We start from the raw sequence: 26,880 nt of genomic DNA on the forward strand, positions 1-26,880 counted from the left end.
GGTCGTTTTCCGTCCGGTGCCCCGTATCCGCGACCCGGCGGCGATCGACTGGGCATGATGCGAGGACCGTGAGACGGGACAGGCGGCTCGAACGGGGGAGCGATGAGTGACGACAGCGGTGGGGCGCAGGCACTGCGGATGTGGGCCCGGGACGCCGCGGCCCGGGCCGATCCGCTGATTCCGTTCACCGAGGTCCCGGCATCGGCCCGGTTCGAAGTCATGTCCGAACCGGGGATCCAGGACCGAACGATCAGTGAACTGACCGAACTGGAAGGGCTGTTGGAACCCGGCGAGGCAGTGCGCCACGCGGTGGTCGCACGGCTGGGCGTGCTGCTCGCGCTGCGGTACGCCGGCCCGGGCGGGGGCGGGGGCGGGGGCGGGGGCGGGGCCGAGGACCGCAGGCGGGTGCTGCGGTACATGCGCCAGGTCCGCGACGCCGAGCCGAAGGCGCCCGAATGGGAACGGCGGTGTGCCGCGTTCGGGCTGCTGGTGACACTGTTCCCGAGTCCTGAGCTGGGCGGGCGCGCCGGAGGGCTTCCCGACCACGCGGCCTTCATGGACTGGTATCTCAAGGACGGTGGGAGTTTCGACGTCGCGGAACTGCCCCGGCTCTTCACCGACGTCCAGGTCCTGCCGATGCCGCCGGAACTGCGACAGGTCCTCGACCGGGCGGTCCCCGCACTCGGCCTGCTGACGGAGATGCTGCGGCCGGGCGGTGCGTCCCGGGTGACGGGCGAGCAGCTGGCCGGCGTGCTGCCGGACGACTTCCCGTGGGCCGACCAGATCGCGACGGTGAGCAAGACCCGGGAACGTCTTCGGGAGCAATCAGCCTCCACGGATGAGGGGTTCCGGCCCGACCGGCCCGACCGGCCCGACCGGCCCGACCGGCCCGACCGGCCCGACCGGCCCGAGGCGAGCGAGGCGGGCGCGGCGGAGGCGGAGTCACGGAACAGAGCCCGGGTACTGTCCGCGCTCCAGGCCGTTCACCCGGGCTTCGTCAGCCCGGAGGCGCTCCGTAGGATGAACGAGGAACTGGACCGGGACCCGGTGCACCCCCCGCTCCGGCCCGAGGACCGTGCCATGGACGCCGTTCCCCAGGCCCTGCAGGAAGCGGTGACGGCTTTCCGCAACGGTGACCCCGATCTGCTCGACTCGGCGCTCGGCCGCATGGCCGATGTCTCCGGCCGGCTCCCGGCGGGGCACGAACTGGACGCCATGGTGGACGCGCTGCGGTCCGCGGTCGTGGGCAGCGCGGAGGCGGTCGGCGGGAGCCTTGAGGACGCGGCGGTCGCCCACCAGCTCCTCGAATCGGCGGTGGAACGCCTCGCCGAGACCCGGTCCCCGCTGAGTCTCACCGTGATGACCCGGACCGTCCTGGCGCTGTCCCGGCTGGACCGGGCCCGACAGGCCGAAGACCTGGCCGAGTTGGACACGATCCTCGACGAACTGCTGAGCCTTCGGGACAGCGCACCGCGGGACGACGACATCGCCGTCAACATCCTGATGGCCCTGGCCCAGGCCTACGACGCGCGAGGCGCCCTGCGCGGCGACGCCGCCGACAGACAGCGCATGTTCGCCTGCCTCGAGGAAGCCGTGCGGCTGGAGGATCTGTCACCGCCCCTCAAGGAGCTGACCCGGGAGCTGACCCGCCTGATCCGGATCCAGCGCGGCCAGGAGGAGAACGATCCCGAGCTGATCCGCGCGGGCCTCGCCATCCCGTCCGCGACGACCCTGAGGAGCGAGGAGGGCGAGTTCCGGACAGCGGTGGGCCTGCTCTCCCTGTACGACCACACCAAGGATCCCGCCGATCTCGACCGGGCCATCGCGGGCTTCGAGCGGATCCGGGAGCGAATCCGGCGGGGCGAGGAGACGCTGCTCGCGGGAAACGTCCTGTGGCACCTCGCCGAGGCGTACGCCTGCCGGTCCGACCACACCGAGGACCCGGCGGACCTGGACGCGGCCATCACCGCCGCGTTGGACTCCCTGCACTGCGTCGCCGCCGACGTCCTCCTGCAGTCCGGCGCCGAGCACGGCCTGCTGACGGCCAGGAGCGGCGGCGAACGCGGGGTTCTGGTCGCCCGCTGGGCCGCGGTGTGCGGTCGCCTGGCCGAGGCGGTCGAGGCGCTGGAATGGAGCCGGGCGCTGGTGCTCCAGGCCGCCTCGGCCTCCGCGGGGGTACCCGAGCTGCTGCGGGCGCGGGGGAAGCGGGAGCTGGCCGACGCCTGGGGCGAGGCGTCCGCCTCGCGGCCGGGTGGGCCGGACAGACAGCTCCCCAGCAGCCTGCGCCGCCGCGCCCTGGAAGCGCTCGGCTACCGGCGCGACGACGATCGCCGGCAGCTGTTCGGCATCCCGACGATCGAGGAACTGTGCGGCGCGGCAGCCGCGGCCGACACCGACATGCTGGTCTATCTGGTGCCCGGGGACGCGGAGAATCCGGGGACGGCCCTCGTCCTGGCACCTGAGACGGGGGCCATGACCGCCCTGGTGCCCGCCCTGTCCGGCAAGGGGAGCGGGCCGCTCGCCGGATACCTGGACGCCGCCGCGGCCCGGTCCCGGTACCGGAACGAAGCCGCCGAGCACGCCTGGGAGGAGGCCCTCGGAAAGCTCTGCGACTGGTCCTGGTCCGGAGTGATGGCACAGGTCTGCGAGCTGGCCGCCGGACTCCGCGCCGACGCCTGCGGCAACGAGGACGGCCCGCCCGCCCCGCCCCGGGTCGTCCTGGTGCCCTGCGGGAACCTGGGCGTGGTGCCCTGGCACGCGGCGCGGGCCCGCGACGGGGACGGGTACCGCTACGCATGCCAGGACATGGTGGTGAGCTACGCCGCCTCGGGCCGTCAGTTCCTCCTCGCGACGGCGCGCGAGAGGACCCCGGTGGACGCGGCGCCGGTGCTGGTGGCGGATCCCCGGCTGACACTGACCCACGCGGAACGGGAGATCAGCGCGCTGCACGCCGGTTTCTACCCGCGGGCGAGGCTGTTCGGCGAGTTCTACCAGCCGCCCGCGCCCCCGGAGGCGCCCGGAACGCCGGCCGAACTGCTGGAGCTGCTGACGGCCGGACACGAGCGGCCGCTCTCGCTGCTGCATGTGGCGTCGCACGGTTGTGCGGGTCCGCGTCCGACCGTCTCGGCGCTCAGCCTGGCGTTCCCCGGCGACTCCGAGTCCTGGCCCGCCGGGCTGGGCGGCCCCGGAGCCCTGCCGGACGCGGGCATGCTGACCGTGACGCGCCTGCTGGACCGCCCGGCCGAGGACGGGGCGCGGCCGGGCAGCGGGCCGCTGGTCGTCCTGAGCGGGTGCGAGACGGACCTGAGCACCCGCGACCACGACGAGGCACTGACCCTCACCACGGCCTTCGTGGCGCGGGGCGCGCGGAACGTCGTGGGCTCACGGTGGACGACGACCGACAGCGCCTCCGCGCTGATGATGGCGGTCTTCCACCACTTCGCGGCCGTCGAGGGCTTCGATCCGGCCGGCGCCCTGCGAGCGGCGCAGCTGTGGATGCTGGATCCGGGGCGCCGGCTGCCCGACGGCGTGCTGGACGTACTCACCGCGGGCGAGGCCGAACTGCCGGGCCTGACCCGGCCGGCGCTCTGGGCCTCCTTCATCCACCAGGGGCACCCCGGCCCTTCGTCCGGGACACGCACGCACAGGGGCACCCCGGTTCTTCGTACGCGGCACACACGCGCAAGGGGTACCGCATGAACGCCGAGGACCTGCTCGACCTGATCAGGTCGCACTGGCCGGACATCCGCTCCGCCCTCGATGACGAGCGGCGTGACGTGCTCCTTGCCCGGCTCGGGGACCTGGCCGCCGCCCCGTCCGAGGAACGGGCCGTGCGCCAGGCCGCACAGGGGGTGCGGCTGGCCCTGCTGGCCCTGCCGCCGGGCCATCCCGTGCGGTCCGCGCTGGACGGGCCGCGATGGGCGGGGCCCGCGCGGCCCACCCCGGACCTGGCCGAGCGGGCGAGGGAACTCCACGCCCGGCTCACCGTTTCCGGCCCGCCCACGGGCACGGCCACGGACACTGGCACGGACACGGCGGGAATCCTCGCGCAGGCGCGCCAACGGCTTCTGGCGGAACCGTCGTTCTCCCCCGCCGAGGCACGGCACCGTTGCGCGGACCGCGCCGCCGGCACCGACGGGCTGATCCGGCTGGACGACCCGGTACGCGGACCCCGCTATCCGGCCTTCCAGTTCACCGGCGGCGACGGAGGCCCGCTCCCCGTGGTGCGCACGGTCAACCGCCTGCTGCTGGCTCAGGAGGATCCCTGGGGCGCCGCCGACTGGTGGCTGAGCGGCAACCTCTGGCTGGGCGGTCGGCCCGCGGCACTCCTCGGGCGGCTGCCCGACGATCTGCTGGTCGGCGCGGCCTCGGCGATGCTGGAGGGCGACTGATGCCCGACCGATTCCCGCCGGCCGCCTACCGGTTCACGCCCCACGTGTCGACGCTGCCCGCGGGCTCGCAGCTGTGGCGGTGCCACAGCGGCAGGCGGCCACCCGAGTCGTTCAACCCCGTCGCCGTCGACTCGCACTTCGGCGGCAACCGCTTCGACGGCACGTCCGAGGATCCCTACCCGTTCCTGTACGCGGGCGCCGAACCCGCCACGGCGCTCGCCGAGGTGCTGCTGCGCTCGCTGGACTTCGACACCGGGTCGGGATGCCGGCTGGTGCCGCGTGCCTGGGTGGCGGGCCGCTCGCTGAGCCTCCTGCGCACCCGGGTCGATCTGACGCTGATCCGGCTGGTCACCGAGGAGGACCTGGCCGCGGTCTGCCAGGACTCCTGGCTGCTGGAGGCGGAGGGTGCCGGATACTCGCAGACCCGGCGCTGGGCGAGCGAACTGCGCGTCCAAGTGCCGCATGCACAGGGCCTGTTGTGGCAGTCACGGCGGCACAGGCCGCGGCATGCGGTGGTCCTCTTCGGCGACCGCTGCGGTGCCGAGCCACTCAAACCGGACCCCGCCCTGGGGATCAACGACCTCGGATCCCCCACCGGCATCGCGGAAGCCAACCGCCTGCTCGCCCCGCTGCGGGCGGCGCTGGTCCCCTGACGGGGCGCCCTGGGCTTCTTGTGGCCAGGGACGCGGCGATGCATCCTTTGGGTCATGGCGGAGGGGACAGCTGATCACGCCTCAGTTCTCCATGATCTGAAGGAAGTTCGCCGAGCGGGGATGGTGCGCCTGCGTGACGTTCGGCTGCCCGCGCTCAGCGCGGCGGCCTCGGCGGCACTCGCGCGCGAAGGCGCGTCCGGGAGCGGGACATCCGCCGTCGCGGTCGAGTGGCTGCTGCGGCTGGCGGTGGACCGGCTGGGCGGCGGGAACCTGCAGGAGGCGGCCGAGTACACGCTGGGAATGGCTCCGGGGACCCGGGACTGGCCGGGCGCCGACCGCCGCAGACGCGCCGCCGGGGTGTACGGCGTCAGCGTGGAGCGGTTCCGCAAGCACCAGGAGGGGATGGTGCTCGGCCAGATCGCCGAGCAGATCGGCCGGCTGACCGCCGAGGCCCCGCCGACCGGGACCCCCGTGGACACCCACCGCGCCCTCACCGTCGCGGCGGGCGACCGGAGTGTTCCCGTCACCCTCCATGTGCACCCCGTCGATCTGCTGCGCGGCGTGGACGCGATCGTGGTGCCGTCCAATACGCACTTCGCGCTGCCGGAGGCGTACAAGTCATCGGTCTCCGCCTCCTTGCGGCGTGCCGCGGCGTCCTGGAGCCTGACCGGAGAGCTGCTCGCCGACCCCGTCCACGAGGAACTGCGCGACTGGGCCGCCCGGAACGGCACTTCGGGCCGGCCGGTGGTGCCGGGGACGGTGGCGGCCACCGGCTCCGGCGCACTGGCGGAGCGGGGGATACGCCGGCTCTACCACGCCGCCGTCGCCGTTCCCCGGTCCGGGACCAACGACTACGACGTGCTGCCGGCCGACGTCACCCGGGCGGTGGCCGGGGCGCTGGCGCTGCTGGCGGAGGAGAGCCCCCGGTTCGATCCGCCGTTGCGCTCGGTCTGCCTGCCGCTGCTCGGTTCGGGCCGGGGCGGGCTGTCGTACCAGGAGAGCGTCGAGGCGGTCTGGGCGGCGGTCGACGCGGAGCTGTCCCGAGGCGCCGACCCGGCGCTCCATCTGATCGTGCGCCATCCGGAACCGGCGAGGCTGCTGGTGCGGACGCTGGCCCGGGACTGAGCCGGGACGGAGGACCGGGACCGGCGACCGGCGCCGACCGGAATTCGCCCCGAACGAGCCCGGATCACGACCGGGCCGCCTGCCGATCCGGCGCGTACGGTTTGGATGGACGGGGACGAGGGACATCGCCGGGACTAGTCCTGGCATGCGCAGGGCAACAGAGATCGGTACGGCGTACGACAACGGGGAGATGTATCCACATGGCGGAAACCAAGGGTGTGCTGCTGCCGGCCTATGTGCTGGCCGACGAGTCCGGCTCCATGGCGCCCTACGTGCAGGAACTGTCCGACGGCCTGGTCTCGTTGTGCGAGGGACTACGGGCCGAGCCGATGATCGCCGCCAAACTGCGCCTGAACGTACTCGGCTTCTCCGACGACGTGCGAGTCCGCCTCACCGGGGCCGACATGCGCACCGAGACCAACCTTCCTCAGGTGGTCATCCGGGGCCTCACCAACTACCAGGCGGTGTTCGACGACCTGCTCGGCCGCATCCCGACCGACGTGCAGTGGCTGCGCGGCGAGGGCTACAAGGTGCACCGTCCCGTCGTGTTCTTTCTCAGCGACGGTCAGCCCACCGACGGCGGAACCTGGCGCAAGCCGCACGCCACGCTCACCGACAAGGCACAGACGCCGACTTCACCCAACATCATCGCCTGCGGGATCGGCGACGCCCAGGCGGGCACGATGCTGGAAGTGGCGACGCGCCCCGAGTTCGCCTTCGTCGCCAAGGCGGGCACCGACATCGGCCGGGCCATCTCCGAGTTCTTCCACGCACTCACCGCGAGCCTGGTCGCCTCGGGACACGCACTCAACTCGGCCACCCCGTCGCTCGTGATCAACAAGCCCGATCAGTTCACGATGGCGATCGACGAGGTCTGACGGTGAGCCCACTGGTGAGGTACCTGGGCCGGAAACGAGGCGGATCCGGGAGCACGGACGGCCCTTCTGCGGTACCGCCGCCCCCTGCGGCACCGCCCGCCGCGACGCCTCGGCCCGTCACACAGACACCGCCCGTCCCACAGCACCCGCCACGGCCCACGTCCCCCACCGGCCCAACACCCCCCTCCGAACCACCACCCCCCTTCGGGCCCGCGCCTCAGCCGTGGCAGCGGCTCACGGTCGGCATCCCCGGACCGGAGTTCGAGGCGCAGCCACCGGGTCAGAACGGCTCCGAGTTCCCTGACACGGAGTGTGACGGCTGGTCCACTCCGCAGCTCACAGTGCGCTGTGCCTCGGTGCGTGGCGCCAGTCACCGCTACTACCGGCAGCCGCGCCAGGACGCCGCCCGTGTCGCGGTGCACGAGGCGACCGGCAGCATCGTGTTCGCCGTCGCCGACGGGGTGTCGAGCGCCACGAACGCCGAGTTCGGAGCCGTAGAGGCATGCCGTTCCGCGCTGGAGCGGATGCTCCGTCTCCTCTCGCTGGGCCAGCAGTCGCCGGACTTCCAGGACGTCGCCGAGGCCGCCGCCGAACGGTTGCGCCGGCTCGCACGGCAGCGGCTGGACAAGGAGGAACCCGAGCAGGCCGAGGTGGCGGGCCTGTACGCGACGACGCTCGTGGCCGGTGTCGTGCGCCCCGACCCGGCGGGCCCCCTGGTCGACCTCTGCCGTATCGGCGACTCCGGAGCCTGGCTGCTCGATCCCGCGGCCGGCCGGTACCAGCAGCTGTTCGACTCCAAGACCGGTTCGGACGCCCTGTTCGTCGTGAACGAGGTGTCCCCCCTGCCCCTCCTGCCCGATCCGCTGCCGCGGACCAGTACGCGCCTGGCCCCGCACGAGGTACTGCTCATCGGTACCGACGGCTTCGGCGACCCACTCGGGGACGGAGACGGCCAGGTCGGCGCCCTGTTCGCCCGCCACCTCGCCGAGCCACCGACGCCACTGTGGTTCGCCCACCTGGTCGACTTCACCCGCGAGACCTTCGACGACGACCGGACACTGCTCGCGATCTGGCACCGCACCGCGGCGGCGTCGCGATGACGTCCCCGCCCGCACCCCAGGTCGAGCACGGCACACTGGCCCTGGGCCGCCAACTCGGCCAGGGCGGCCAGGGCGCCGTTCACCAGGTCCTCAACAAGAAGATCAACAGAGCCGACGGCGGCGGCTGGGACGTCGTCTACAAGGAGTACAACTCCACTGTGCTCCCCCAACTCGAAGCCACGGCACTGGAGTTGGCCGTAGCACTCCTGGTCGAGCCCGGCTTCGGCGAGGGCCAGTGGCTGTGCGAGAAGACCGCCTGGCCCGCGGCCGTGGTGCGGCGTCAGGGCCAGGCATGCGGATTCCTCATGCGAGCCGTACCCGACCGCTTCCAGTTCACGCTCCGGAGCCTGGCCGGCTCGGGTACGGGCACCCAGCGGCTCGCGAACCTGGAGTACCTGCTCAACGACGACGCCTACGTCGCCGGAATCGGCCTGACCATCAGCGACCGTGACCGGCTGGCCCTGCTCGCCGACCTGGCCGCCACGCTCACCAGACTCCACCGCATCGGCATCACGGTCGGAGACCTCTCCCCCAAGAACCTCCTGTTCGCGACCGCCCCGCGGCCCGAGTGCTTCCTCATCGACTGCGACGCCATGATGCTGCGGGGCCGCACCGTGCTGCCCCAGGCCGAGACGCCCGACTGGCAGCTCCGCGCGGGCGAGCCGAAGGCAACCACTCCCGGCGACGTCTACAAGTTCACGCTGCTCGCCATCCGGCTCTTCGCCCGCGAGCAGACCGCCGACGACCCCGCGGCCCTGACCGGGATCAGCCCCGCACTCGCCGCCCTGGCCCGTGCCGGGCTCTCCCCGGACCCGGCCAGTCGCCCCACGCCGTCCCAGTGGGCCGAACAACTCGCCACGGCCACCAGGAAGGCATCCGGAGTTCCCGGCTCCGGGCGCACCGGCACGAACAGGCCCGGAGGCGGGCAGCCGCGGACGGCCAACCGATCCGGACCGCAGCCCCCGACAAGAGGCGGCATCCGGTCCACACCCCGGACGACCTCGGGCAACTCGCCGCCCGGCAAGGCGATCGCCACCATCGCGGCCCTCGCCGGGGTGGTGATCCTCGGGATCGCACTCCAGCACTCCGGCGACTCGTCCGGCTCCGGCACCACACCGCAGTCCAACATCTCCGCTCTCGAGAACACACCCGACAACGGATCGGTTCCCACCTACCCCACCACCCCGGACACGACAGTGCCCGACGGCGGCTCGGATCCGACGTACGACCCGCCGGACCCCGCCCCGACGTACGATCCGCCTGACCCGGTCCCGACCTACGATCCGCCGACCCTTGACCCGCCGACACCCCCGGCGCCCCCGCCACCACCTCCTCCACCACCACCTCCTCCGCCCCCGCCCCCGCCGAGCTATTTCGGCGCCATCGCCGTGGGAAACCACGGCGGCATGGGCAAGGCCTGGGACTACAAGTCCGAAGGCGCCGCCCAGCAGGGAGCCCTGACGAGGTGCCCCGATTCGGGCTGCAAGGTCCTCACCACGTTCGTCAACGGATGCGGCGCCGTCGCCTACAACACCGACTCCGGCCGGTACTGGGGAGGCAACGGCGCCACGGAGTACGCGGCCGAGAACGACGCCATCGCCAACGCGGGCGGCGGCCGCTGGATCACCGCGGTGTGCACCACGCGGTACTGAAAGGTGGCTTCGCCGGTGCGGGGGCGGGCCATGAGGTCGGTCATGGCGAGGTGAATCATGGGCTCGGAGCGGGCGGACAGGGAACCCTTTCCAACCTGACGCGGTGCCAGATCGCGCGTGGGGGCGGGCTGTACGAAGGTGCTCCGCATCGTGTCAGGCGGCGCTGCGATGCTCATTGAGGCGCATTCCCCGCACGCCGTGCCCGGCAAGCGCCGCGACATGCGTCCCACCGGCTCCAGCCTCCGGTCGCGCTGGCCCGAAGACGGGCCGCGTTTGTGCTCACCGAGCCGGCCCGACCGTCTCCCCGGCCCATTTCCCCGTCACCACGAAACGAGTCTGGCCCCGCCGCTGATACGGCGGGGCCAGAACCTCGAAGTCTTCATCAGCCTGCTAGCGGTCCGTTCCGAAGTAGCGGTCTCCGAAGTCGCCGATGCCGGGCACCATGTAGGCGTTCTCGTTGAGCCTCTCCTCGATCGCCGAGGTCACGATCCGCACCCCGGGGAAGCGCTCGCACACCGCCGTGATGCCTTCCGGCACGGTGATGAAGTTGACGAAGACGATGTGTTCCTCGGGCACACCCCGTTCGAGCAGCAGCTCGATGGCGGCCACTGCCGTGCCGCCGGTCGCCAGCATCGGGTCGAGCAGAAGGACGTGGCGGTCGGCGGTGTCGTCGGGGAGCGCCTGGTAGTACAGGTGCGGCCGCTTGGTCGTCCTGTTCCGCTGAATGAGGATCTTGCCGATCCTGATCCCCGGGATCACCGCGCGCAGTTCGCTCTCCATGCTCTCCCCGGCACGCACGATGGGCACCGCGAGCAGCCGCTCGGCGAAGCGCAGCCCGTGGTACGTACTGCCGACGGGAGTCTGGACGTCGTACGGCTCGAAGGGCATGAGGTCCAGGGCGGCCTCGGTCAGGAGGCGGATGATCCGGCCGGCGTGGAAGACGAAGTCCTGACGGCTGGCTTCACGGTTGCGGATGACGGTGTGCAGGGCGCGCAGCTGTTTCGTCTGGGGCAGCAGGTGGACGTTGCGGCCGAGGTAGTGCTCGATGGATGCGGCGGGCGCGGGGCCGGTCCACGGGGTCACTTCGGTGGTCTGCTGGAGTGCGGTGGTCATGTCTGGTCCTTGGGTGGGGAGGGCGGTCAGTCGGTCGGGGGCTGTTCGAAGGTGAGCGGAAGCTCCGGGGTCGCGGTGAACTGGCCTGCGGCGACCCGGTAGATCGACCTGCCGCCCGTGCGCTGCCACAGCTCGCGCATCACGTGGACGAGCTTGGGGTTGTGTTCCTCTTCCTCCTCCACGGCCCTGGCGATGTGCCAGTCCCATTCGCGGGCCCAGCGGGGGTCGCTGAGGTCGTCCGTCGCGGTGTCGAAGAGGCCGTCGAGCGCGGTCAGCTTCGCGGGGCGCGGGAAGTGGCCGCGGGAGAACAGCACGCCCAGGATGCCGGTCCAGTAGGCCTTGACCACGTCGGGGCGCTGTCCGGCGAGGAGGGCGTCGCAGACGGCCCGCATGGCGTGCAGTGCGGTGATGAGGTGCAGGAGCAGGAAGTCCCCTGGTTCCGCCAGGTACAGCAGGGTGACCAGGTAGGCGAGCTGGTCCCAGCTGGCGGCGGGGTCCTGGCCCTCGACCCAGCCGGGGGTGTCGTGAATCAGCGGGTGGCCCTCGCCGAGCATCCGGGCGATCCGGTACTGGAGTCCGGACCTGACCAGCTCCGGGTGGATGTCGGCCGAGGTCTCGCCGACCAGATTCTCCACCCACGCGCGGAGCTGCGGCTGGTTCGCCTCCCAGTGGCCGGCGATGCGCAGCAGCGAGTCCTTCGGCCGCTCCGTGCCGTGTGCGTCCGAGGCGTCCGACGGGACCGAGCGCTCGGGATGGCAGCTCACATAGGAGAAGGCCAGGTAGGAGATGCCCTCGATGGCCATCCAGCGGTGGCCCGCGGCCAGTGCCCAGCCCAGGTGGATGGTCGCGTGCTGGAGCGCTCCGGCCCAGCCGGGGAGGAGGTGCGGCAGGTAGCGGCGCAGCAGTTCGGGCATGCCGATCTCCCGCTCGCGCCGGTCGAAGAACTCGCAGTAGGCGGCCCAGTCCTGGCGCTTGCCGACGAGTTCGAGCCAGTTGTCGTCGTCGATGGTCCGCCGGGGCGGCCTGGCCGGCTCGACCGCGCAGCCGTACGGCGTCATCCTGATGTAGTTGTCGTGGTAGGCCTTGATCCGCTCCGGCGCGACGCCGAGCCCGGCGAGCGCGACGACGGCGTGTTTGACGTGGTTGGTCAGGTGACCGTTGAACTCGATGTGGTACGTACGGTCGTCCAGCAGCCCGTCGACCACCGCGGCGTCGGGCAGCGTGCCGAGGATGTACGCCACGACCCCGGGGAACGTCTCGGCCACGTGTGACGGGCGGGCCGCGGCGAGTTCCGCCCGCCCGTGCACCCCGTAGGTGACCGCGATCGACCCGGTCCCGGCCGCGTGCGCCATCTTCAGGTCGTGGGTGGTGTCGCCGACCATCACGGCGTGCTCGGGGCGGGCGCCGAGCTGTTCGAGGATGCGCAGCCCCGACTCGGGGTGCGGCTTGGGGTGGGTGACGTCGTCCGCGCCGATCAGCACGGCGAAGTGGTCACGCAGTTCGGCCGCGGTGAGCAGGGCGTCGGCGCTGGCGTGGAACTTGCTCGTGGCCACCGCCAGGGTCACGCCGCGGCGCCGCAGCGCGGCAAGTCCCTCGGCGACGCCGGGGAAGACCAGTGAGCGGGCGCGGGGCAGGATGACGGTGCGGAACGCCTCCTGGTAGCGCGCGACGCCCGCGGCGACGCGGGAGTCGTCCTGCGCGACGCCCAGCAGCTTGGCGAACGCCTGCTCCAGTGGCAGGCCGATGGTGGCCCGGACGTCCGCCTCGTTGCGGGGGCTCTCGCCGAGCGCCTCGAAGGCGGCGGCGAAGGTCTCGACGATCGCCCGCGGGGAGTCGACGAGTGTCCCGTCCAGGTCGAACATCGCCACGTGTGTCACGGCTGCCTCTTCCTTCTCCGTTTCCCTGGCGGTGTTCACTGCGTCTCCTCGCGTCGGAGCCGGGCGTGGGCGGCGGCGAGCCGGCCGCCGACCTCGGCGGTGTTGATCAGGACAGCCATGTTGGCCGTGGCGGAGCGGCCCTCGGTGGCACGGTCCACGGCGCGCATGACGTACTTGGTCACGGCACCGCCCCGCACCCCGTCGGCCTCGGCACCCCGCAGCGCCGCGGCGATGGCCTCCTCGATGTCGTCCCCGTCGATCGCGTCCTCCTCCCGGGTGGGGCTGGTGATGAGGACACCGCCGGGGCTGCCCAGGGCCCAGTGGGTGTCCACGGCCCTGGCGATCTGTGTCTCGTCGTCCAGACGGTGCGGGGCGCGCAGCCCGCTGGAACGGCAGTAGAAGGCCGGGAAGTCGTCGTAGCCGTAGGAGATGACGGGCACGCAGTGGGTCTCCAGGAACTCCATGGTCAGGCGGAGGTCGAGGATCTTCTTCGCGCCGGCGCAGACCACCGCCACCTTGGAGCGGGTGAACTGGATCAGGTCCGAGGAGACGTCCATGGTGGTCTCGGCGCCGCGGTGGACGCCGCCGATGCCGGCGGAGGAGAAGAAGGTGATGCCGGCGAGTTCCGCCGCCACCAGCGACGAGGCGACCGTGCTCGCGCCCATGCCGCCGGAGGCGAGGACGGCCGGCAGGTCCCTGCTGCTGACCTTGGGGATGCCGGGAGTGGAGGCGAAGCGCTCGATGTCCGTGCCGGTCATCCCGATCAGGATCCGGCCGCCGTCGACGCCGATGGTGGCGGGTGTCGCACCGCCGGCACGTACGGCGTCCTCCACCTTGCGGGCGGTGGCCGCGTTGTCCGGGTAGGGGAGCCCGTGGGTGATGACGTTCGACTCCAGGGCCACCACCGGGTCGCCGTCGGCGAGGGCCGCGGCCACCTCCTCCGTGAAGACCAGCGGGACGGAGTGCGGGCCGGGTGTGCGTGTCGTCATGTGTTTCCTTCCAGGAACCGGGGTGCGGAGATCAGTAGTTGGGCGTCTTGCGGAGCAGGTCCTGGCGGCGGACGATCTCGGGCTCGTAGACCTGTTCGTGCCAGGACTCCTGCCTGACCGGTTCGATGGCGATGGAGACGACGTCCTCCTTGCAGCCGAAGGCGTTGCTCACCGCCGAGGTGAGTGCGGCGAGGAGTTCCTTCTCCTGGGCCGCGCTGAGGGCGACGGGGAAGTGCTTGATGTTGATGTGGGGCACTCCGACCTCCTGGGAGATGACGCGGGACAGGGTGACCTGGCTCGCGGGCGTGGACCTGGCATCGGTGCGCAGCCGCTCGTTGACCAGCGTGGCGAGAGCGTCGACATGCGGCTCGCGCAGCAGTTCGTAGTGGCCGGAGGGCAGTTGGTGCACAGCGGGCGGCAGGACGGAGAAGGCGCCCTGGCGCTCGACGAAGGAGTAGTTGTCGTCGTTGGCCTTGACGAGCGTCACGGGGGCGTTCAGGCGTCGCCCGGCCAGCTCGTGGAACTCGTACGTCGGGGAGTAGGTGCGCTTGACGATGCCGGTGACGGCCCGGACCAGTTCCGTGCCGAGGCCGGGCAGACGGCTGGTGACGAAGTCGACGAAGCTGTCCTCGTCGGTGACGGTGCGCAGGCAGTCGTCCAGCTGTCGGCCGCTGAGGGTGCCGGCGAAGACGGAGTGGAGGAGGGCGACGAAGGCCCGGTCGGTGAAGTCCGCCCGGCCCGTCGAACCGGCCGTGTCCTGCTCGCGCAGGCGCGGCATGCCCGGGGCGACGAGGAAGAGGTGCTCCACCCGCAGGCCGGCCTGCTCCATCTGCCGGGCCGCCTCGAAGGCGACGCGGGCGCCGAACGAATAGCCGCACAGGATGTAGGGGCCTTCGGGCTGGACGCTGCGGATGGCCTCGACGTCCGCCGTCGCCATCTCGCGGACCGTGGTGTAGGGGAGCTCGCCGCGGTTGACGCCGTGTGCCTGGATACCCAGGACGGGCCGGTCCTTGCCCAGGGCGGCGGCCAGCGGGCGCAGGTTCATGGGATAGCCGCCGAGGCCGGGCCAGCAGTGGATCGGTGTGCCGCTGCCCTCCGGCTGGAGCGGGACGAGCCGGGTGAGGGGCTCTGACGACTCGGTGTCGAGCCGGGCGGCGAGCTTTTCGACGGTGGGAGCGTCGAACAGCACCTGGAGAGGAAGCGTTCCTTCGAACGTCCTGTTGATCCGGTTGACGAGGGCCACGGCGAGCAGGGAGTTGCCTCCCAGCTCGAAGAAGTCGTCCGTGACGGAGATCTGCTCCTGCTTGAGGACGGTCTGCCACAGATCGCGGACTCGGCGCTCGGTACGGGTGCGGGGTGCGACGAACGTCCTTGTGGCCAGGGAGAGTTCGGTGTGCTGCGAGGCCTCCAGGGCCCTGCTGTCGATCTTTCCGTTGGCGGTCAGGGGCAGCCTGTCCAGGACGACGATCCGGTTGGGCAGCATGTAGCGGGGCAGCAGTCCGGCGAGGTCCTCCTTGATCAGCTCGGCCGGTCCCTGCATGTGGACCACGTCCTCCTTCATGCCCTCGCTGCGCAGCTGCTCGTCGCTGACGCGCCCGCCGACGAAGAAGTACGACGGTCCCGTGGGCAGTCCGCAGTCGTGGAGGATCCTGTTCAGCCGCTTGGCCGCGGGCAGGTCGTTGCCGCTCCTGGAGCTGTAGCCCGAGGACATGAAGCCGAGGTTCAGGCCGTTCATCTGGAGGCGCTGTAGCTTGCTGCCCAGGTCGAGATAGTGGCGCCAGGAGTCCGGGCCGGTGGAGACCAGGCTGATGCCGAGGCCGGCGCGCTCGTAGACGCGCTGGTTGATGGCGATGACGTGCTTCTTGAGTACCAGGTCGTCCGAGATGCGCACCAGGGAGCCGTCGGCGTACCGGTACTGCCCGGCCTCCAGACCGTCGATTCGGCCCGCGTGTGCCTGGACGTAGATGTCCAGCGCGTCGGCGCTCCCGTTCGCGTCGTACGGCACGAGATCGAACGTGCCCAGGTAGTGGTCTTCCTCGCCGCAGTCGAGTCGGTGCCGGATCTCGGGCCGGTACTCGGCGGCGGCGATGCCGAGGCCGTGGGCGGGGAGCACCGCCTCGAACAGGCCGACCATGTGCCCGGCCTCGATCTCCAGGACCTCCCGTATGTTGTTGCGGTAGACCGGCTCGATCGCGCTGTGCTTGCCGAGGAGGTGGACCCTCGCCCGCGGGGCGGACTGCCGCGGGGCGGACTGCCGCGGGGCGGGGCCGATCAGCACCAGGTGGTGGTGGAGCGGGTGGTAGTAGTACAGGCCCGGGTCGATGCCGCCGATGCCGTCGAGTTCGAGGTACAGCTGGGCGGCGTAGAGGGAGCCGGGGGAGGCGTAGGCGTACTTGGGCAGCAGCCGCTGGTCGCTGAGGTACTGGCCGAAGTTGCGGAGGATCCCGCCGAGTTCGGCCCGGCTCAGGCTCCCCGGGGTGCGTGGGACGACGCCCGGCCGGGCGGGCGGGGCCAGCAGACGCAGGATGTCGTCCCGGCTCACCTGTCCGCCCTCGTAGCAGCGGTACGTCTTGCGGGCGAAGGCCAGGGCCCGCTGCCCGGGCGTGGCCTCGGCGCCGGGGAGTTCGGTCACCGGGCGGCCCGCCAGGTCCGCGGCGTCGCGGCAGCCCGCGTGCGACAGCTGGGCTCTGACCTGGAGCCTGCTGCGCTTGGACTGGTGGTGGGCGCCGTGGTTGCCCTGGTCCATCAGGGCGGCTTCCTTGGGGTTCAGTTCCACGAAGGCGACCAGGTTCTGGAAGCCGGTGGCCTCGTCGTCCCTGAGCAGGACGGCCGAGCTGCGGACCCAGTCGTGGGTCTCGATCGTCTGGCGTATCTCGTCCAGCTCGACCCGGTAGCCGCGCAGCTTGACCTGGTTGTCCGTCCGCCCGACGAACTGCACCGTCCCGTCGGCGTTGAAGTGGGCGAGGTCGCCGGTCCGGTACAGGCGGGCGCCCGGGGCGGACGAGAAGGTGTCCTGCACGAACCTCTCGGCCGTCAGGTCGGGGCGGCCGAGGTAGCCGCGGGCCACCTGGATGCCGCCGATGTGCAGTTCGCCGATCTCGCCGACCGCCGCCTGACGGCCGGCCGCGTCCAGGACGTGGAAGGTGGTGCCGTCGACCGGTGTGCCGATCGGCATGATCCGGGGACCGTCCTTGACCGCGGCGCGGTCCACGACGAAGGCGGAGGCGTTGATGGTGCACTCGGTCGGACCGTAGAGGTTGACGAGCGAGCAGTCCGGCACGGTGTCGAGGAACTGGGCGGCGAGGCTGCGGGACAGCGCCTCGCCGCCGCTGAACACCTGGCGCAGCGAGCCGCACTCGGTGAAGGTCTCGGTGTCGAGGAGTGCCTGGAGGAGCGTGGGGACGCACTGGAGGGTGGTGACGCCGTGCCGGCGGATCGTGGCCACGATCGCCTCGGGGTCCCGGTAGATTCCGGGGGCACCCATCACCACGGTGCTGCCGCAGGCGGGGGCGAGGATCTCCCACTGGGCGGCGTCGAAACTCAGGGGAGTCTTCTGGAGGACAGTTTTTCCGCTGTCGACTCCGCAGGCTTCGGACAGCCAGCGCATCTGGCTGACGATGCTGCGCTGCTCGATCATCACGCCCTTCGGTTTCCCGGTGCTGCCGGACGTGTAGATGACGTACGCGAGGTCTTCCGGACGGGCCCCTTCCCAGCAATCCCGGCCTGCTGACGAAATATCCTCGACCGTATTCTCCGCCGAAGGGAATATATCCGAAGCGATGATCCGGACGCCGGTCGGCGACAGCTCCTCGAGGCGGGTACGCAGTAATTCCTGAGTAAGGACGACTTCCACCCCCGCGTCCGCAATCATGTACGCGATCCGCTCCTCGGGGTATTCCGGGGAGAGCGGGACGTACGAACCGCCGGCCCAGAGGATTCCCCAGACGGTCGTCATCAGCTCCAGCGAGGGCTCCATGAACACGCCGACTCGGCTGCCTCTGGTCACTCCGGTGTGCCTGAGGTGGGCTCCCAGCAGCCGGCTCCGGTCCAGCAGTTGGGCGAACGTCAGGCTCTGGTCCTCGTGGACCACGGCGGGCCGGTGGGGTGCGGCATCCGCCTGTTCGGCGAGCAGCGTGGTCAGGGAGATGTCGTCGCGTTGGGTGTGGGCATTCGCGTGGGGGCTCATGGACCTCTCTTTTCCGCGGTAGCGGCATTACCCGGGAATTCACGCACTCGTGGTGCCCCGGGTTAATGGCTGATGGGAGGCTAGGGGAAATCTTCCGGCCAGGTCAACAAATTCTGGATATGTTCACGGAAGTTGATCCCGGCTTTTCGGTGATTCACCTGGCGGCGCGGCTGCTGATTCCGGGCATGGGGTATTGCGGGCATGGCGCAGTCAATGCGTACCTCCTGCTCGGCAGGGCCGGGAAGCGAACAGGAGAGCTGCGATCTCGGTCGCCCTCGACGGGGCGAGCCGGTATGAGATCCGTCGTGCCGACGAGCGTCGCTCAGCCGATCTGGCGGTCGCGGCCCGCGACCAGACCGGCTGCGATCTGTACCAGGGTCATCACGAGGACGAAGGCCAGGGGGGCTCGCCAGCCGCCCGTGTGGCCGTAGAGCACGCCGACGACGAGCGGGCCGGGGATCGAGAGCAGGTAGCCGAAGCTCTGCACGAACCCGGAGAGCCGCACCACGGTGGCGCTGTCGCGGCCGCGCATGCTGATCATTGTCAGGGCCAGCGGGAAGGAGCAGTTGGCCACGCCGAGCAGGAACGCCCACAGCCAGGGCGCGGTGGAGGCGGAGGCCCACATCCCCGCGAATCCCGCCAGGCCGCACAGGCCGATTCCCACCGCGATCCCGCTCTGGTTGCGCAGCTTTCCGGCCACGGCCGACAGCGCGAAGGACAGCGGTACGCCGAGGAGCGATGTGCCGGAGAACAGCAGCCCGGCACTCTCCGCGGACAGCCCGGCATCGCGGAACATCTGGGGAAGCCAGCCGATGATGACGTAGGCGGAACTCGCCTGTAGCCCGAAGTAGGCGGTGAGCGCCCAGGCGGTGGGGTCGCGGGAGATCCGGCTTCGCGGATGTGCCTGCGGTTCTCCTCCTCCGTCCACCGCACCGGCCGCCGCCCGTCTCTGGTGGCCGGAGGCGGCGAGCCAGGGCGGTACGGCGATCGCGGCCAGGACGGCCCAGATTCCCAGGCCGTATCGCCAGTCGCCGCCGAACGCCTCGGTGAGGGGCACGGTGACGGCGGCAGCGGTCGAGGCGCCGACGTTCAACGCCATGGAATACAGCCCCGTCACCGCGCCCACCCGGTCGGGGAAGCGCTGCTTGACGACGGCTGGGAGCAGCACGTTCGCGATGGCGATGCCGGCCAGTGACAGGGCGGTCAATGCGACGAACAGGGCGGCGTCGGTGGCGAAGGGACGCGCCGCGAGTCCGGCCGTCAGCAACGCGGCGCCGGCCGCGATCGCGCCGCTCGCGCCGTAGCGCCGGGCGAGGGCGGGGGCCATGCAGCCGACCAGGGCGAAACACACGGCCGGGATGGACGTCAGCAGTCCGGCGGCCGTGCCGCTCATGGCGAGGCTGTCACGGACCTCTTCGAGTACGGGCCCGAGGCTGGTGACGCCAGGGCGCAGGTTCAGCGCCGCGAGCACGAGCGCCACGAGCGTCAGTCTGCGCAGCCGCTGTGAGCGGTCGGGGGGCGCCGCCCGACCGGTGGGTAAGGCGGTGTTCTTGAGCTCTTCCTTCGTCACATGGCCGATCATAGACTCATCCCATGACTCTATGTCTAGTGGTTCTTATGGGTTTGACGCCGGGTCATATAGTGATGGGATGACTATGGATCCTGTGCGCCGCGAATCACTGTCGAACCAGGTGATTGCCCGACTCAGACGGCAGATCACCTCCGGCACCTGGCCCGTGGGCTCGCGCATCCCCGCAGAGACGGAGCTCGTCGAACAGCTCGGCGTGGCGCGCAACACGGTGCGCGAGGCCGTCCGGGCCCTGGCCCATACGGGCCTGCTGGACATCCGCCACGGCTCCGGGTCCTATGTCCGGGCGACCAGCGAACTGGCCGGGATGATGCGGATCCGCTTCGAGAAGGCACACACGGACGACGTCGCCGAAGTGCGCGGCGCCCTGGAGGTCCGTGCCGCCCGCCTGGCCTGCGCACACCGCACGGCGGAGGACCTGGAGCGACTGGACGCCCTGCTGTCCCAACGGGACAAGGCCTGGTCGGAGGGGGATCGGGTCGCTTTCGTGAACTCGGACGTGGCCTTTCACCTGGCCGTCGTCACCGCGTCCCACAACACGGTCCTGGCCCAGTTGCACGCGGACCTGGGCGAGGTGATCCGGGCCTCGCTCTTGGACCACTTCGGTGAGGAGCTGCGCCCCGAGCAGTTCCAGGACCACTCATACCTCGTCGAGGCCATCCGCGGCCGCGACAGCGACAAGGCGGCCTACGAATCGGGTTCCTACACGGACTGTGCTCCCACCCAGGAGGGCGACTGAGCGATTCCGGGGGAGCGACCCGTACGGCCCTGGACCCATCGGCCGTGTATCCGCGGCCGAACTCGGCCTGGAGGAAGGGCTTGAGCCGCGCTTCCACGAGGACGAGTGCCACCCGCTCGGCGGCGTGACGGCCGAGGTCCTCCGCCGCGGCGCCGAGTGGCTCCAGCGCTCCCTCGACGGCCGACCGGCCGAGCCCGCCCGCGACGTCCGCCGGCCCCGCGCCGGCCAGGCGGCCGCAGGGGCCGGTCGCTGTGTCCGGTCCGCTGCCTGCTTGACCGCCTTGACCACCGGTGCCGTTACGAGGTGCGCGATGGCTGGGAGTGCGGCGATCCGGATGGTCAGGTACCGGTACAGCTCCCGTTGGTTCGCGCACACCACGCTCGCCTACAGGTTGGTCGGGCCGGTCGTGGCGGCGGCGAACGCGATCTCCGGATGCCCGGCCGGCGCCTGGCCGGTCTCCTGAAGGTGTGCGGGGGCGACCGAGAGCCACGGCGGAGCGCTCGGGGTCGAGTGGGGTGCCGAGGAGCGGGTCGTCGGGGCGGCCCATCCGGCCGCGGGGGATGGGGGACTCGAACTGGCGCTGGGTGGCCTCGTCGAAGAGTTCTTCCTGCTTGGCGGTGGTGACCTGGCCGGGGGCGGGCGGTCTCGCGGCATGCCGCGTGCGACGCCCGCACGGACACAGGTGTCGCACGCGGCCGAGGGCCGAGCGTCAAGCGGAGGGCGCTGATGCCGGGGTGTACTCGTACCAGTCGAAGGCGACCGTGCCCTCGGTGGCGTACATGCCGATAACGCGGCCGGTGAAGCCGCAGGCGACCTCGGTGGACAGATACCGCCCGTGGCCTGGCCGACGGCGGCCGACTGCTCGCCTGCGACGTCAGCGAGGAATGGGCCGCGATCGGCCGGCCGTACTGGGAGCGTGCAGGCGTCGTCGACCGGATCGACCTGCGCATCGCCCCCGCGCTGGAGACCCTGCGCGCGCTCGACGCCAAGCCGGTCATCGACATCGCGTTTATCGACGCCGACAAGGACAACTACCCGGCGTACTACGAGGAGATCGTGCGCCGACTGCGACCCGGCGGGTTGGTGGTGCTGGACAACGTCTTCCTCGGCGGCCGCGTGCTTGACCCGGCGTACCAGCAGGCGCATCACCTGGCGGTACGGAGGCTGAACGACATGATCACTCGCGACAAGCGGGTGCACTCGGTGATGCTGCCGGTGCGCGACGGCGTGACCATCGCCCAGCGCTGCTGACGCGTGACCATCGCCCAGCGCTGCTGACGCGTCAGCAGCGCTGGGCGATGCGGCAAGCTTGACAGATCTGATTCCACAGAATGCTCGCCCTGGTCGACCCGGTCGACGACACCTACCGCCGGCTGATGAACCGGCAACTCACCGTGCAGGAGTCCCGCCACCGCCTGGCCTGCGCGATCTGCCACGGCGGCCGTGGCCAGATCCGCCAGGCGTACCGAGAGGGCCAGGAGGATCAGTTGGCCAGTCTGGGTCTCGTTCTCAATGCCGTCGTGCTGTGAACACCCGCTACTTGGACGCTGCTGTTGCCCGGCTCCGCGCCGAGGGCCACGCCGTCAAGGACGAGGACGCCGCCCGGCTCTCCCCGCTCAAGGACCGGCACATCAACTTCCTGGGCCGCTGCCTGTTCAACATCAAGGCCAGCGGCCCCGGCCAGGGTCTGCGCCCCTTCCGCGACCCCGACGCCGCTGAGGACGACGAGGAAGAGGCCTGACATCCTGGGCGTATCCGGGACGTCAGGCCGTTCGTTCGCTGCTTGCTACCGGGCCCTGGGGCCGGGGGCGGGCGGGGTGCGCGGTCGCAGGCGCTCTCCCTGCGGCCCGAACATGATCAGGTACTCGACTGGGCCGCCGGGGCCGACGTTCGCGACCCCATGGCGATTGCGGGTGTCGAACTCGGCGACGTCCCCGGCACTCAGGACGAGGTCCTGGTCGCCGAGTGCGAGCCACAGCCGCCCGTACAGGACACACAGCCATTCCCAGCCGTCGTGGGAGACCTGCCGGGGCCGCGCGGGCGGCTCCTGGACGGCGGGTAGGACGTGTTTGTGGGCGTGCAGGCCCCCGACGTACCGGGTCAGCGGCAGCACCGCCTTGTCGTCGCCGAAACGCTGGAGCGCGGAGGTGCGGGGCTCGGCGGCGGGAGCGGTGCCGGCCAGCTCGTCCAGGGAGACGCCGTACTCCTTCGCCAACTGCAGCACCACTTCCAGGGTGGGCTTGCGTCGGCTGGTCTCGATCCGCGACAGCGTGCTCGGGGAGATGCCGGTCGCGCAGCTGACGCCGGTGAGCGTGGAGCCGCGGTGTTCGCGCGCAGCCCGCAGCCGGGGGCCCATCGCCGCCAGCATGTCGGCCACGTCGTCGCCTGTCACCCGCTCTGCCCCTTCCGAACGTGCCACCCCACCACCTGTCCTGCAAGTTTGCCAGATTGGCAAGGGTAATCGCGGTGGACGGTCGCTGCGCCGCATGATCGATGCGTACCTGCATCCACCGGCGAACCGAGGAGAAGCCCCCATGCAGCCCGAGCCGTCCGCCGCACTCCGCCACCGCACCGTCGAGGCCCCGGCCGGGCGCCTGCACATGGTCGAGCAGGGCACCGGCCCGCTGGTCCTGCTCGTGCACGGCTTCCCCGAGTCCTGGTACTCCTGGCGCCACCAGCTCCCGGCCCTCGCCGCGGCCGGCTACCGGGCGGTGGCGATCGACGTGCGCGGCTACGGCCGCTCCTCCAAGCCTGCGGAGACCGACGCCTACCGGATGCTGGACCTGGTGGAGGACAACGTCGCCCTCGTGCACGCCCTCGGCGAGGAGAACGCGGTGGTCGTCGGCCACGACTGGGGCTCCAACATCGCCGCCACCTCCGCCCTGCTCCACCCCGAGGTCTTCCGGGCCGTCGCCCTGCTGAGCGTCCCGTACGCGCCACCCGGCGGCCCCCGCCCCACCGACATCTTCGGCCAGATAGGCGGCCCCGAGCAGGAGTTCTACGTCTCCTACTTCCAGGAGCCCGGCCGCGCCGAGACGGAGATCGAGCCTGACATGCGGGGCTGGCTCGCGGGCTTCTACGCCGCCCTGTCCGCCGACACCATGCCCGCCCAAGGCGAGCCCGACCCGCACTTCGTCGCCCACGGCGGCCAGCTGCGTGACCGTTTTCCCGCCGGCATCCTCCCGGCCTGGCTGGCCGAGGACGACCTCGACGTTTACGCCGGAGAGTTCGAACGCACGGGTCTGACCGGCGCCCTCAACCGCTACCGCAACATGGACCGCGACTGGGAGGACCTCGCCCCCCACCGCGGAGCCCCGATCAAGCAGCCGTCCCTGTTCATCGGCGGCGCCCTGGACGCGTCCACCACCTGGATGTCCGACGCTATCGACGCCTTCCCCACCACCCTCCCCGGCCTGACCGCCTCCCACCTCGTAGAAGGCTGCGGCCACTGGATCCAGCAGGAACGCCCCGAGGAGATCAACCGTCTGCTGACCGGCTGGCTCAACACCCTCACGGGTTGAACCGCCAGGCGCGGCCGGGGCTTCTGCACACGGAACAGTTCGGCCCGCGTACCCGCGCGCAGCGGCTACGGCCAGGTGCTGCGTGATTCTCACAAATGACGGAGGGCACTGGATGCGGGACGGTGGAGGTAGGGGCGACGGTGGGGGTGGAATGAGCCTCCGCCAACTTGAAGAAGCAGGTCAAAGGGCTGGCGTGACGGTCGCCCCAGGTTCTCACGCTGGTCGGAGGCGGCAGTCTCCGGACCGCCGGTGTATCAGGACCAGGCGATCTCGCCATGGCGGTCGATGAAGCGTCCGGTGCCGGCACCGGGCCCCTCGGTGGCGAGGGCGACGATCGCGTCCGTGCCCTCGGTGACGGTCTGGGAGCCGCTGTGACCGTTTATGTCGGTCGCGGTGTAGCCGGGGTCGGCGGCGTTGACGCGAATGCCCTTGAGCCCTTTGGCGTACTGCGTGGTCAACATCGTCAGCGCCGCCTTCGAGGAGGCGTACAGCGGCACGACGACGTGCGACTCGGACCGTCCGGGGTCGTGGGTGAAGGCGAGGGAGCCCATGCCGCTGCTGACGTTGATGATCACGGGGTCGTCCGAACGGCGCAGCAGCGGCAGGAACGCGGTGGTGGTGCGGATGACGCCGATGACGTTGACGTCGAGGACGGCGCGGGCGTCGGCGGCGGTGAGGTCGCCGGGATCACCGAAGGGACCCTGGACCCCCGCGTTGTTGATCAGGACATCGATCCTGCCCTCGTGCTCGGCGACGTCCGCGGCGGCGGCGCCCACGGACGCGTCGTCGGTCACGTCGACGGGGACGAAGCGTGCGCCCAGCGCGGCGGCTGCCTCCTCACCCCGCTCACGGTCGCGGGCTCCCAGGAGAACGGTGTGACCGCACGCGATGAGGCGGCGAGCGGTCTCGCGGCCGATGCCCTTGTTGGCTCCGGTGATGAAAGTGATCGTCATGCCTTCGATAGTTGCCTTGGCGAGGGAGCCGGACCAGGGACGCTTCGACGGTGGGAAGACCAGTACCACCCTCGCGCCCCCGCATGTGATCGGGGACGCGGGAGGATGGAGAGCATGACGACGACACCCCCCGGAGCTGGACTGGGCGCGATGATCCGCATGTGGCGGAACCGGCTGCCCCCGTCAGCCGCTGGGCTGCCGGTTGTCCGCAAGCGCCGGGCTGTCGGGCTGCGGCGCGAGGAACTGGCCGACCTGGCCGGAGTGTCGGTCGACTACGTCGTGCGCCTGGAGCAGGGGCGGGCCACGACACCCTCGGCGTCGGTGGTGGCGTCCCTGGCGCGCGCTCTCCAACTGTCCACCGCCGAGCGGGACCACCTCTACCGGCTGGCCCGGATCGTGCCGCCGGCGGACGGCACGATCTGCGACCATCTCCCGCCCGGTATGCAACGGGTACTCGTCCGCCTCGGAGACGTACCGGTGGCCGTGTTCGCGGCGGACTGGCAACTGGTGTGGTGGAACCACGGGTGGGCCGCCCTGCTGGGAGACCCCTTGGCCTCGCCGCCGCGGATGCGCAACTTCGCCCGCGACAGGTTCCCGGTGGACGTCGATCACACCCCCCTCGCGCTGTGGCCGGTCACCGAGACGGACCCCGACACCGCCGACGCCGCCCTCGTCTCCGATCTGCGCCGCGCCGCGGGCCGCTTCCCCCGGGACAGCCGCCTGGCCGCGCTGGTCCGCGACCTGAACGCAGGCAACGAGAGGTTCGCCGAGCTGTGGGCGACGGGAGAGGTGACCGCGAACCGCGAGGTCCACAAGAGGGTCGATCACCCGTCGGTGGGCCCGGTCACGGTGGACTGCGATGTCCTGACCGACGGCGACACCGAGCTCAAGATCGTCATCATGACCGCCGCGCCGGGCAGCGAGGACGAGACCAAACTCCAGCTCACCACCGTCGTCGGCCCACCGGCCGGCACGCGCAACTGATCCGCTCCGCCCATCGGCCGACCGACGGCTCACGGTCCCTGTCAATCGCTTCGCGTCGTGGGGAACCTTTCAAGCGGCCAACTCCACGGAGGGGTCGGCAGTGTGGCTTCGTCGGTGTAGGGCGAGAATGGTTGATGCCGAGTTCGGGCAACAGATGTTGATCAAGTGGGCTCGGAATGTAGTCAAGTTCCGGGCACACCCCATCGGTGTGTCGGTCAGTCGAAGTTGATCGAGGCTGCCGTGGGCGCGTTGTGGTAGGCAGGGCTGTGATCAGCCGACTCCCTCCTGACCAGCAACTTGAGTCCCTGCGTTCGGTGCTTTCCTGTAACCATGTGTTGACGGAAGTGCTGGCGCGAACTGCGGCATTGGGCCTGCCTGGGTGGTATGTGACGGCCGGATGCCTGTTCCAGACGGTATGGAACGTGGTCACGGAGAAGCCTCCGACCAGCGGCATCAAGGACTACGACGTCTTCTACTTCGATGGCAGCGATCTTTCCTGGGAGGCGGAGGACGCAGTGATCCAGGTCGGCCGGGAGGTGTCCCGTGTCCGCCGTATGACTCCGCCGAGGCGGCGATCGACAGCTTCGCCGCAACGACATGCTGTCTGGGAGTGAGTGTGGAGACGGACGGGCGGTGGCGTGTCTATGCGCCCCATGGGCTGTCGGACGTGTTCAACCTCGTCCTCCGGCCGAACCCGGTGCTCGCCCCGCGGTCGGTCTATGAGGCCAAGGCGGCGCGGTGGCAGGAGGAGTGGCCCGAGCTGACCGTGCTGGACTGGCCGTCCACCGAGATCACGGTGACTCCAGTGCCCGTTCCTGATCCAGGTATGCCAAGCGGCACGCCTGTGCGCCCGCGCCGCACGTCGTAATGGCTGCGGCGCGGGCGCGGCCCTGATTAGAGATCGTTTTCTCCCATTGTTTTACACCGGTATGTGGGCTTGATCTTGTTATGTCGGATCGCGCCAGGAGATCGTGGCTTCACCGGTGAGGCGGCGGGCCATGAGGTCGGTCATGGCCAGGTGGATTATTGCTTCGGAGCGGGCCGGGAGGGTCTCGTAGTCGCGGGCCAGGCGGCGGTGGAGCATCAGCCAGCCGTAGGTCCGTTCAATCGCCCAAGCACACTGCGCTTATG

The 26,880-nt window shown here is 70.9% G+C and carries 19 protein-coding genes and 5 pseudogenes; 14 read left to right on the forward strand and 10 right to left on the reverse strand.

The features are described 5' to 3' along the window. The first annotated feature begins 102 nt into the window (after nt 1-102). The 7 genes from BIV25_RS54135 (at nt 103) to BIV25_RS50135 (ending at nt 9,799) form a co-directional block, all read left to right on the forward strand. Nucleotides 103-3,699 carry a CHAT domain-containing protein gene (locus tag BIV25_RS54135; protein ID WP_071378440.1) on the forward strand — a complete coding sequence of 1,199 codons (3,597 nt, stop codon included), beginning with the start codon at nt 103-105 and terminating at the stop codon, nt 3,697-3,699. Further along, nucleotides 3,696-4,391, forward strand: a complete 696-nt coding sequence (locus BIV25_RS45245; RefSeq protein ID WP_071378441.1) for a hypothetical protein — start codon at nt 3,696-3,698, stop codon at nt 4,389-4,391. Before BIV25_RS54135 ends, BIV25_RS45245 begins: the two co-directional genes overlap by 4 nt. Then, entirely contained in the window at nt 4,391-5,044 is a 654-nt protein-coding gene (locus tag BIV25_RS45250) for an RES family NAD+ phosphorylase (protein WP_071378442.1), read from the forward strand. Before BIV25_RS45245 ends, BIV25_RS45250 begins: the two co-directional genes overlap by 1 nt. A 120-nt stretch (nt 5,045-5,164) precedes the next feature. Next, nucleotides 5,165-6,169, forward strand: a complete 1,005-nt coding sequence (locus tag BIV25_RS45255) for a hypothetical protein (RefSeq protein WP_371273153.1) — start codon at nt 5,165-5,167, stop codon at nt 6,167-6,169. Nucleotides 6,170-6,369: 200 nt separating this feature from the next. Beyond that, nucleotides 6,370-7,047: a hypothetical protein gene (locus tag BIV25_RS45260; protein WP_071378444.1), complete on the forward strand. Its 678-nt coding sequence runs from the start codon at nt 6,370-6,372 to the stop codon at nt 7,045-7,047. Nucleotides 7,048-7,403: 356 nt separating this feature from the next. After that, nucleotides 7,404-8,147 carry a protein phosphatase 2C domain-containing protein gene (locus tag BIV25_RS51900; RefSeq protein WP_177235658.1) on the forward strand — a complete coding sequence of 248 codons (744 nt, stop codon included), beginning with the start codon at nt 7,404-7,406 and terminating at the stop codon, nt 8,145-8,147. Next, nucleotides 8,144-9,799, forward strand: coding sequence for a DUF4189 domain-containing protein (locus tag BIV25_RS50135; protein WP_071378446.1), 1,656 nt, complete (start codon nt 8,144-8,146; stop codon nt 9,797-9,799). The genes BIV25_RS51900 and BIV25_RS50135 overlap by 4 nt, the downstream gene beginning before the upstream one ends. A 390-nt stretch (nt 9,800-10,189) precedes the next feature. Here the strand turns inward: BIV25_RS50135 and upp are convergent, their stop codons facing one another. The 5 genes from upp to BIV25_RS45295 form a co-directional block, all read right to left on the reverse strand. Then, the gene (gene upp / locus BIV25_RS45275) at nt 10,190-10,912 is read right to left on the reverse strand and encodes a uracil phosphoribosyltransferase (RefSeq protein ID WP_079177317.1); all 723 of its coding nucleotides are present in this window, start codon (nt 10,910-10,912) and stop codon (nt 10,190-10,192) included. Nucleotides 10,913-10,938: 26 nt separating this feature from the next. Continuing rightward, nucleotides 10,939-12,828 (reverse strand): HAD-IA family hydrolase, encoded by a 1,890-nt coding sequence (locus tag BIV25_RS45280; protein ID WP_256257212.1) that lies wholly within the window; start codon nt 12,826-12,828, stop codon nt 10,939-10,941. Next, nucleotides 12,825-13,778 (reverse strand): pseudouridine-5'-phosphate glycosidase, encoded by a 954-nt coding sequence (locus BIV25_RS45285; RefSeq protein ID WP_071378447.1) that lies wholly within the window; start codon nt 13,776-13,778, stop codon nt 12,825-12,827. Before BIV25_RS45285 ends, BIV25_RS45280 begins: the two co-directional genes overlap by 4 nt. A 31-nt stretch (nt 13,779-13,809) precedes the next feature. After that, nucleotides 13,810-17,964, reverse strand: a complete 4,155-nt coding sequence (locus BIV25_RS45290) for an amino acid adenylation domain-containing protein (RefSeq protein ID WP_071378448.1) — start codon at nt 17,962-17,964, stop codon at nt 13,810-13,812. 322 nt (nt 17,965-18,286) lie between these two features. Next, nucleotides 18,287-19,546 (reverse strand): MFS transporter, encoded by a 1,260-nt coding sequence (locus BIV25_RS45295; RefSeq protein WP_079177318.1) that lies wholly within the window; start codon nt 19,544-19,546, stop codon nt 18,287-18,289. A 67-nt stretch (nt 19,547-19,613) separates the two neighbouring features. Between BIV25_RS45295 and BIV25_RS45300 the strand changes: the two genes are divergently transcribed. Together BIV25_RS45300 and BIV25_RS51910 are read left to right on the forward strand one after the other, a co-directional pair. Beyond that, a complete protein-coding gene (locus tag BIV25_RS45300; RefSeq protein WP_071378449.1) occupies nt 19,614-20,291 on the forward strand; it encodes a FadR/GntR family transcriptional regulator in 678 nt (225 codons plus the stop codon). 310 nt (nt 20,292-20,601) lie between these two features. Beyond that, a complete protein-coding gene (locus BIV25_RS51910) occupies nt 20,602-20,754 on the forward strand; it encodes a hypothetical protein (protein WP_177235659.1) in 153 nt (50 codons plus the stop codon). Between the two features lie 66 nt (nt 20,755-20,820). Here the strand turns inward: BIV25_RS51910 and BIV25_RS54890 are convergent. Both BIV25_RS54890 and BIV25_RS51915 read right to left on the reverse strand, forming a co-directional pair. Then, nucleotides 20,821-20,925: pseudogene (locus BIV25_RS54890) on the reverse strand (dehydrogenase); the annotation flags it as partial. Nucleotides 20,926-21,000: 75 nt separating this feature from the next. Beyond that, a pseudogene (locus tag BIV25_RS51915) lies at nt 21,001-21,126 on the reverse strand (hypothetical protein); the annotation flags it as partial. Nucleotides 21,127-21,131: 5 nt separating this feature from the next. On the opposite strand from BIV25_RS51915, the gene BIV25_RS45310 reads away from it, so the two are divergent. Together BIV25_RS45310 and BIV25_RS53970 are read left to right on the forward strand one after the other, a co-directional pair. Continuing rightward, entirely contained in the window at nt 21,132-21,542 is a 411-nt protein-coding gene (locus BIV25_RS45310) for a class I SAM-dependent methyltransferase (protein WP_079177322.1), read from the forward strand. An 80-nt stretch (nt 21,543-21,622) separates the two neighbouring features. Continuing rightward, nucleotides 21,623-22,032: pseudogene (locus BIV25_RS53970) on the forward strand (Tn3 family transposase); the annotation flags it as partial. Nucleotides 22,033-22,077: 45 nt separating this feature from the next. On the opposite strand, the gene BIV25_RS45325 reads toward BIV25_RS53970, so the two are convergent. Then, the gene (locus BIV25_RS45325; RefSeq protein WP_107486720.1) at nt 22,078-22,683 is read right to left on the reverse strand and encodes a helix-turn-helix domain-containing protein; all 606 of its coding nucleotides are present in this window, start codon (nt 22,681-22,683) and stop codon (nt 22,078-22,080) included. A gap of 142 nt (nt 22,684-22,825) precedes the next feature. On the opposite strand from BIV25_RS45325, the gene BIV25_RS45330 reads away from it, so the two are divergent. After that, the gene (locus BIV25_RS45330; RefSeq protein ID WP_071378453.1) at nt 22,826-23,812 is read left to right on the forward strand and encodes an alpha/beta fold hydrolase; all 987 of its coding nucleotides are present in this window, start codon (nt 22,826-22,828) and stop codon (nt 23,810-23,812) included. Between the two features lie 254 nt (nt 23,813-24,066). Here the strand turns inward: BIV25_RS45330 and BIV25_RS45335 are convergent, their stop codons facing one another. Next, nucleotides 24,067-24,765 (reverse strand): SDR family NAD(P)-dependent oxidoreductase, encoded by a 699-nt coding sequence (locus BIV25_RS45335; RefSeq protein ID WP_071378454.1) that lies wholly within the window; start codon nt 24,763-24,765, stop codon nt 24,067-24,069. A gap of 105 nt (nt 24,766-24,870) precedes the next feature. Here BIV25_RS45335 and BIV25_RS45340 point away from each other — a divergent pair, with 105 nt between their 5' ends. Both BIV25_RS45340 and BIV25_RS45345 read left to right on the forward strand, forming a co-directional pair. Next, nucleotides 24,871-25,749, forward strand: coding sequence for a helix-turn-helix transcriptional regulator (locus BIV25_RS45340; RefSeq protein ID WP_071378455.1), 879 nt, complete (start codon nt 24,871-24,873; stop codon nt 25,747-25,749). Between the two features lie 266 nt (nt 25,750-26,015). Next, a pseudogene (locus BIV25_RS45345) lies at nt 26,016-26,617 on the forward strand (nucleotidyltransferase family protein). A 78-nt stretch (nt 26,618-26,695) separates the two neighbouring features. Here the strand turns inward: BIV25_RS45345 and BIV25_RS45350 are convergent. Then, nucleotides 26,696-26,863: pseudogene (locus BIV25_RS45350) on the reverse strand (transposase); the annotation flags it as partial. Between the last annotated feature and the right edge of the window lie 17 nt (nt 26,864-26,880).

The sequence above is a fragment of the Streptomyces sp. MUSC 14 genome (assembly GCF_001866675.1).
GTDB lineage: Bacteria > Actinomycetota > Actinomycetes > Streptomycetales > Streptomycetaceae > Streptomyces.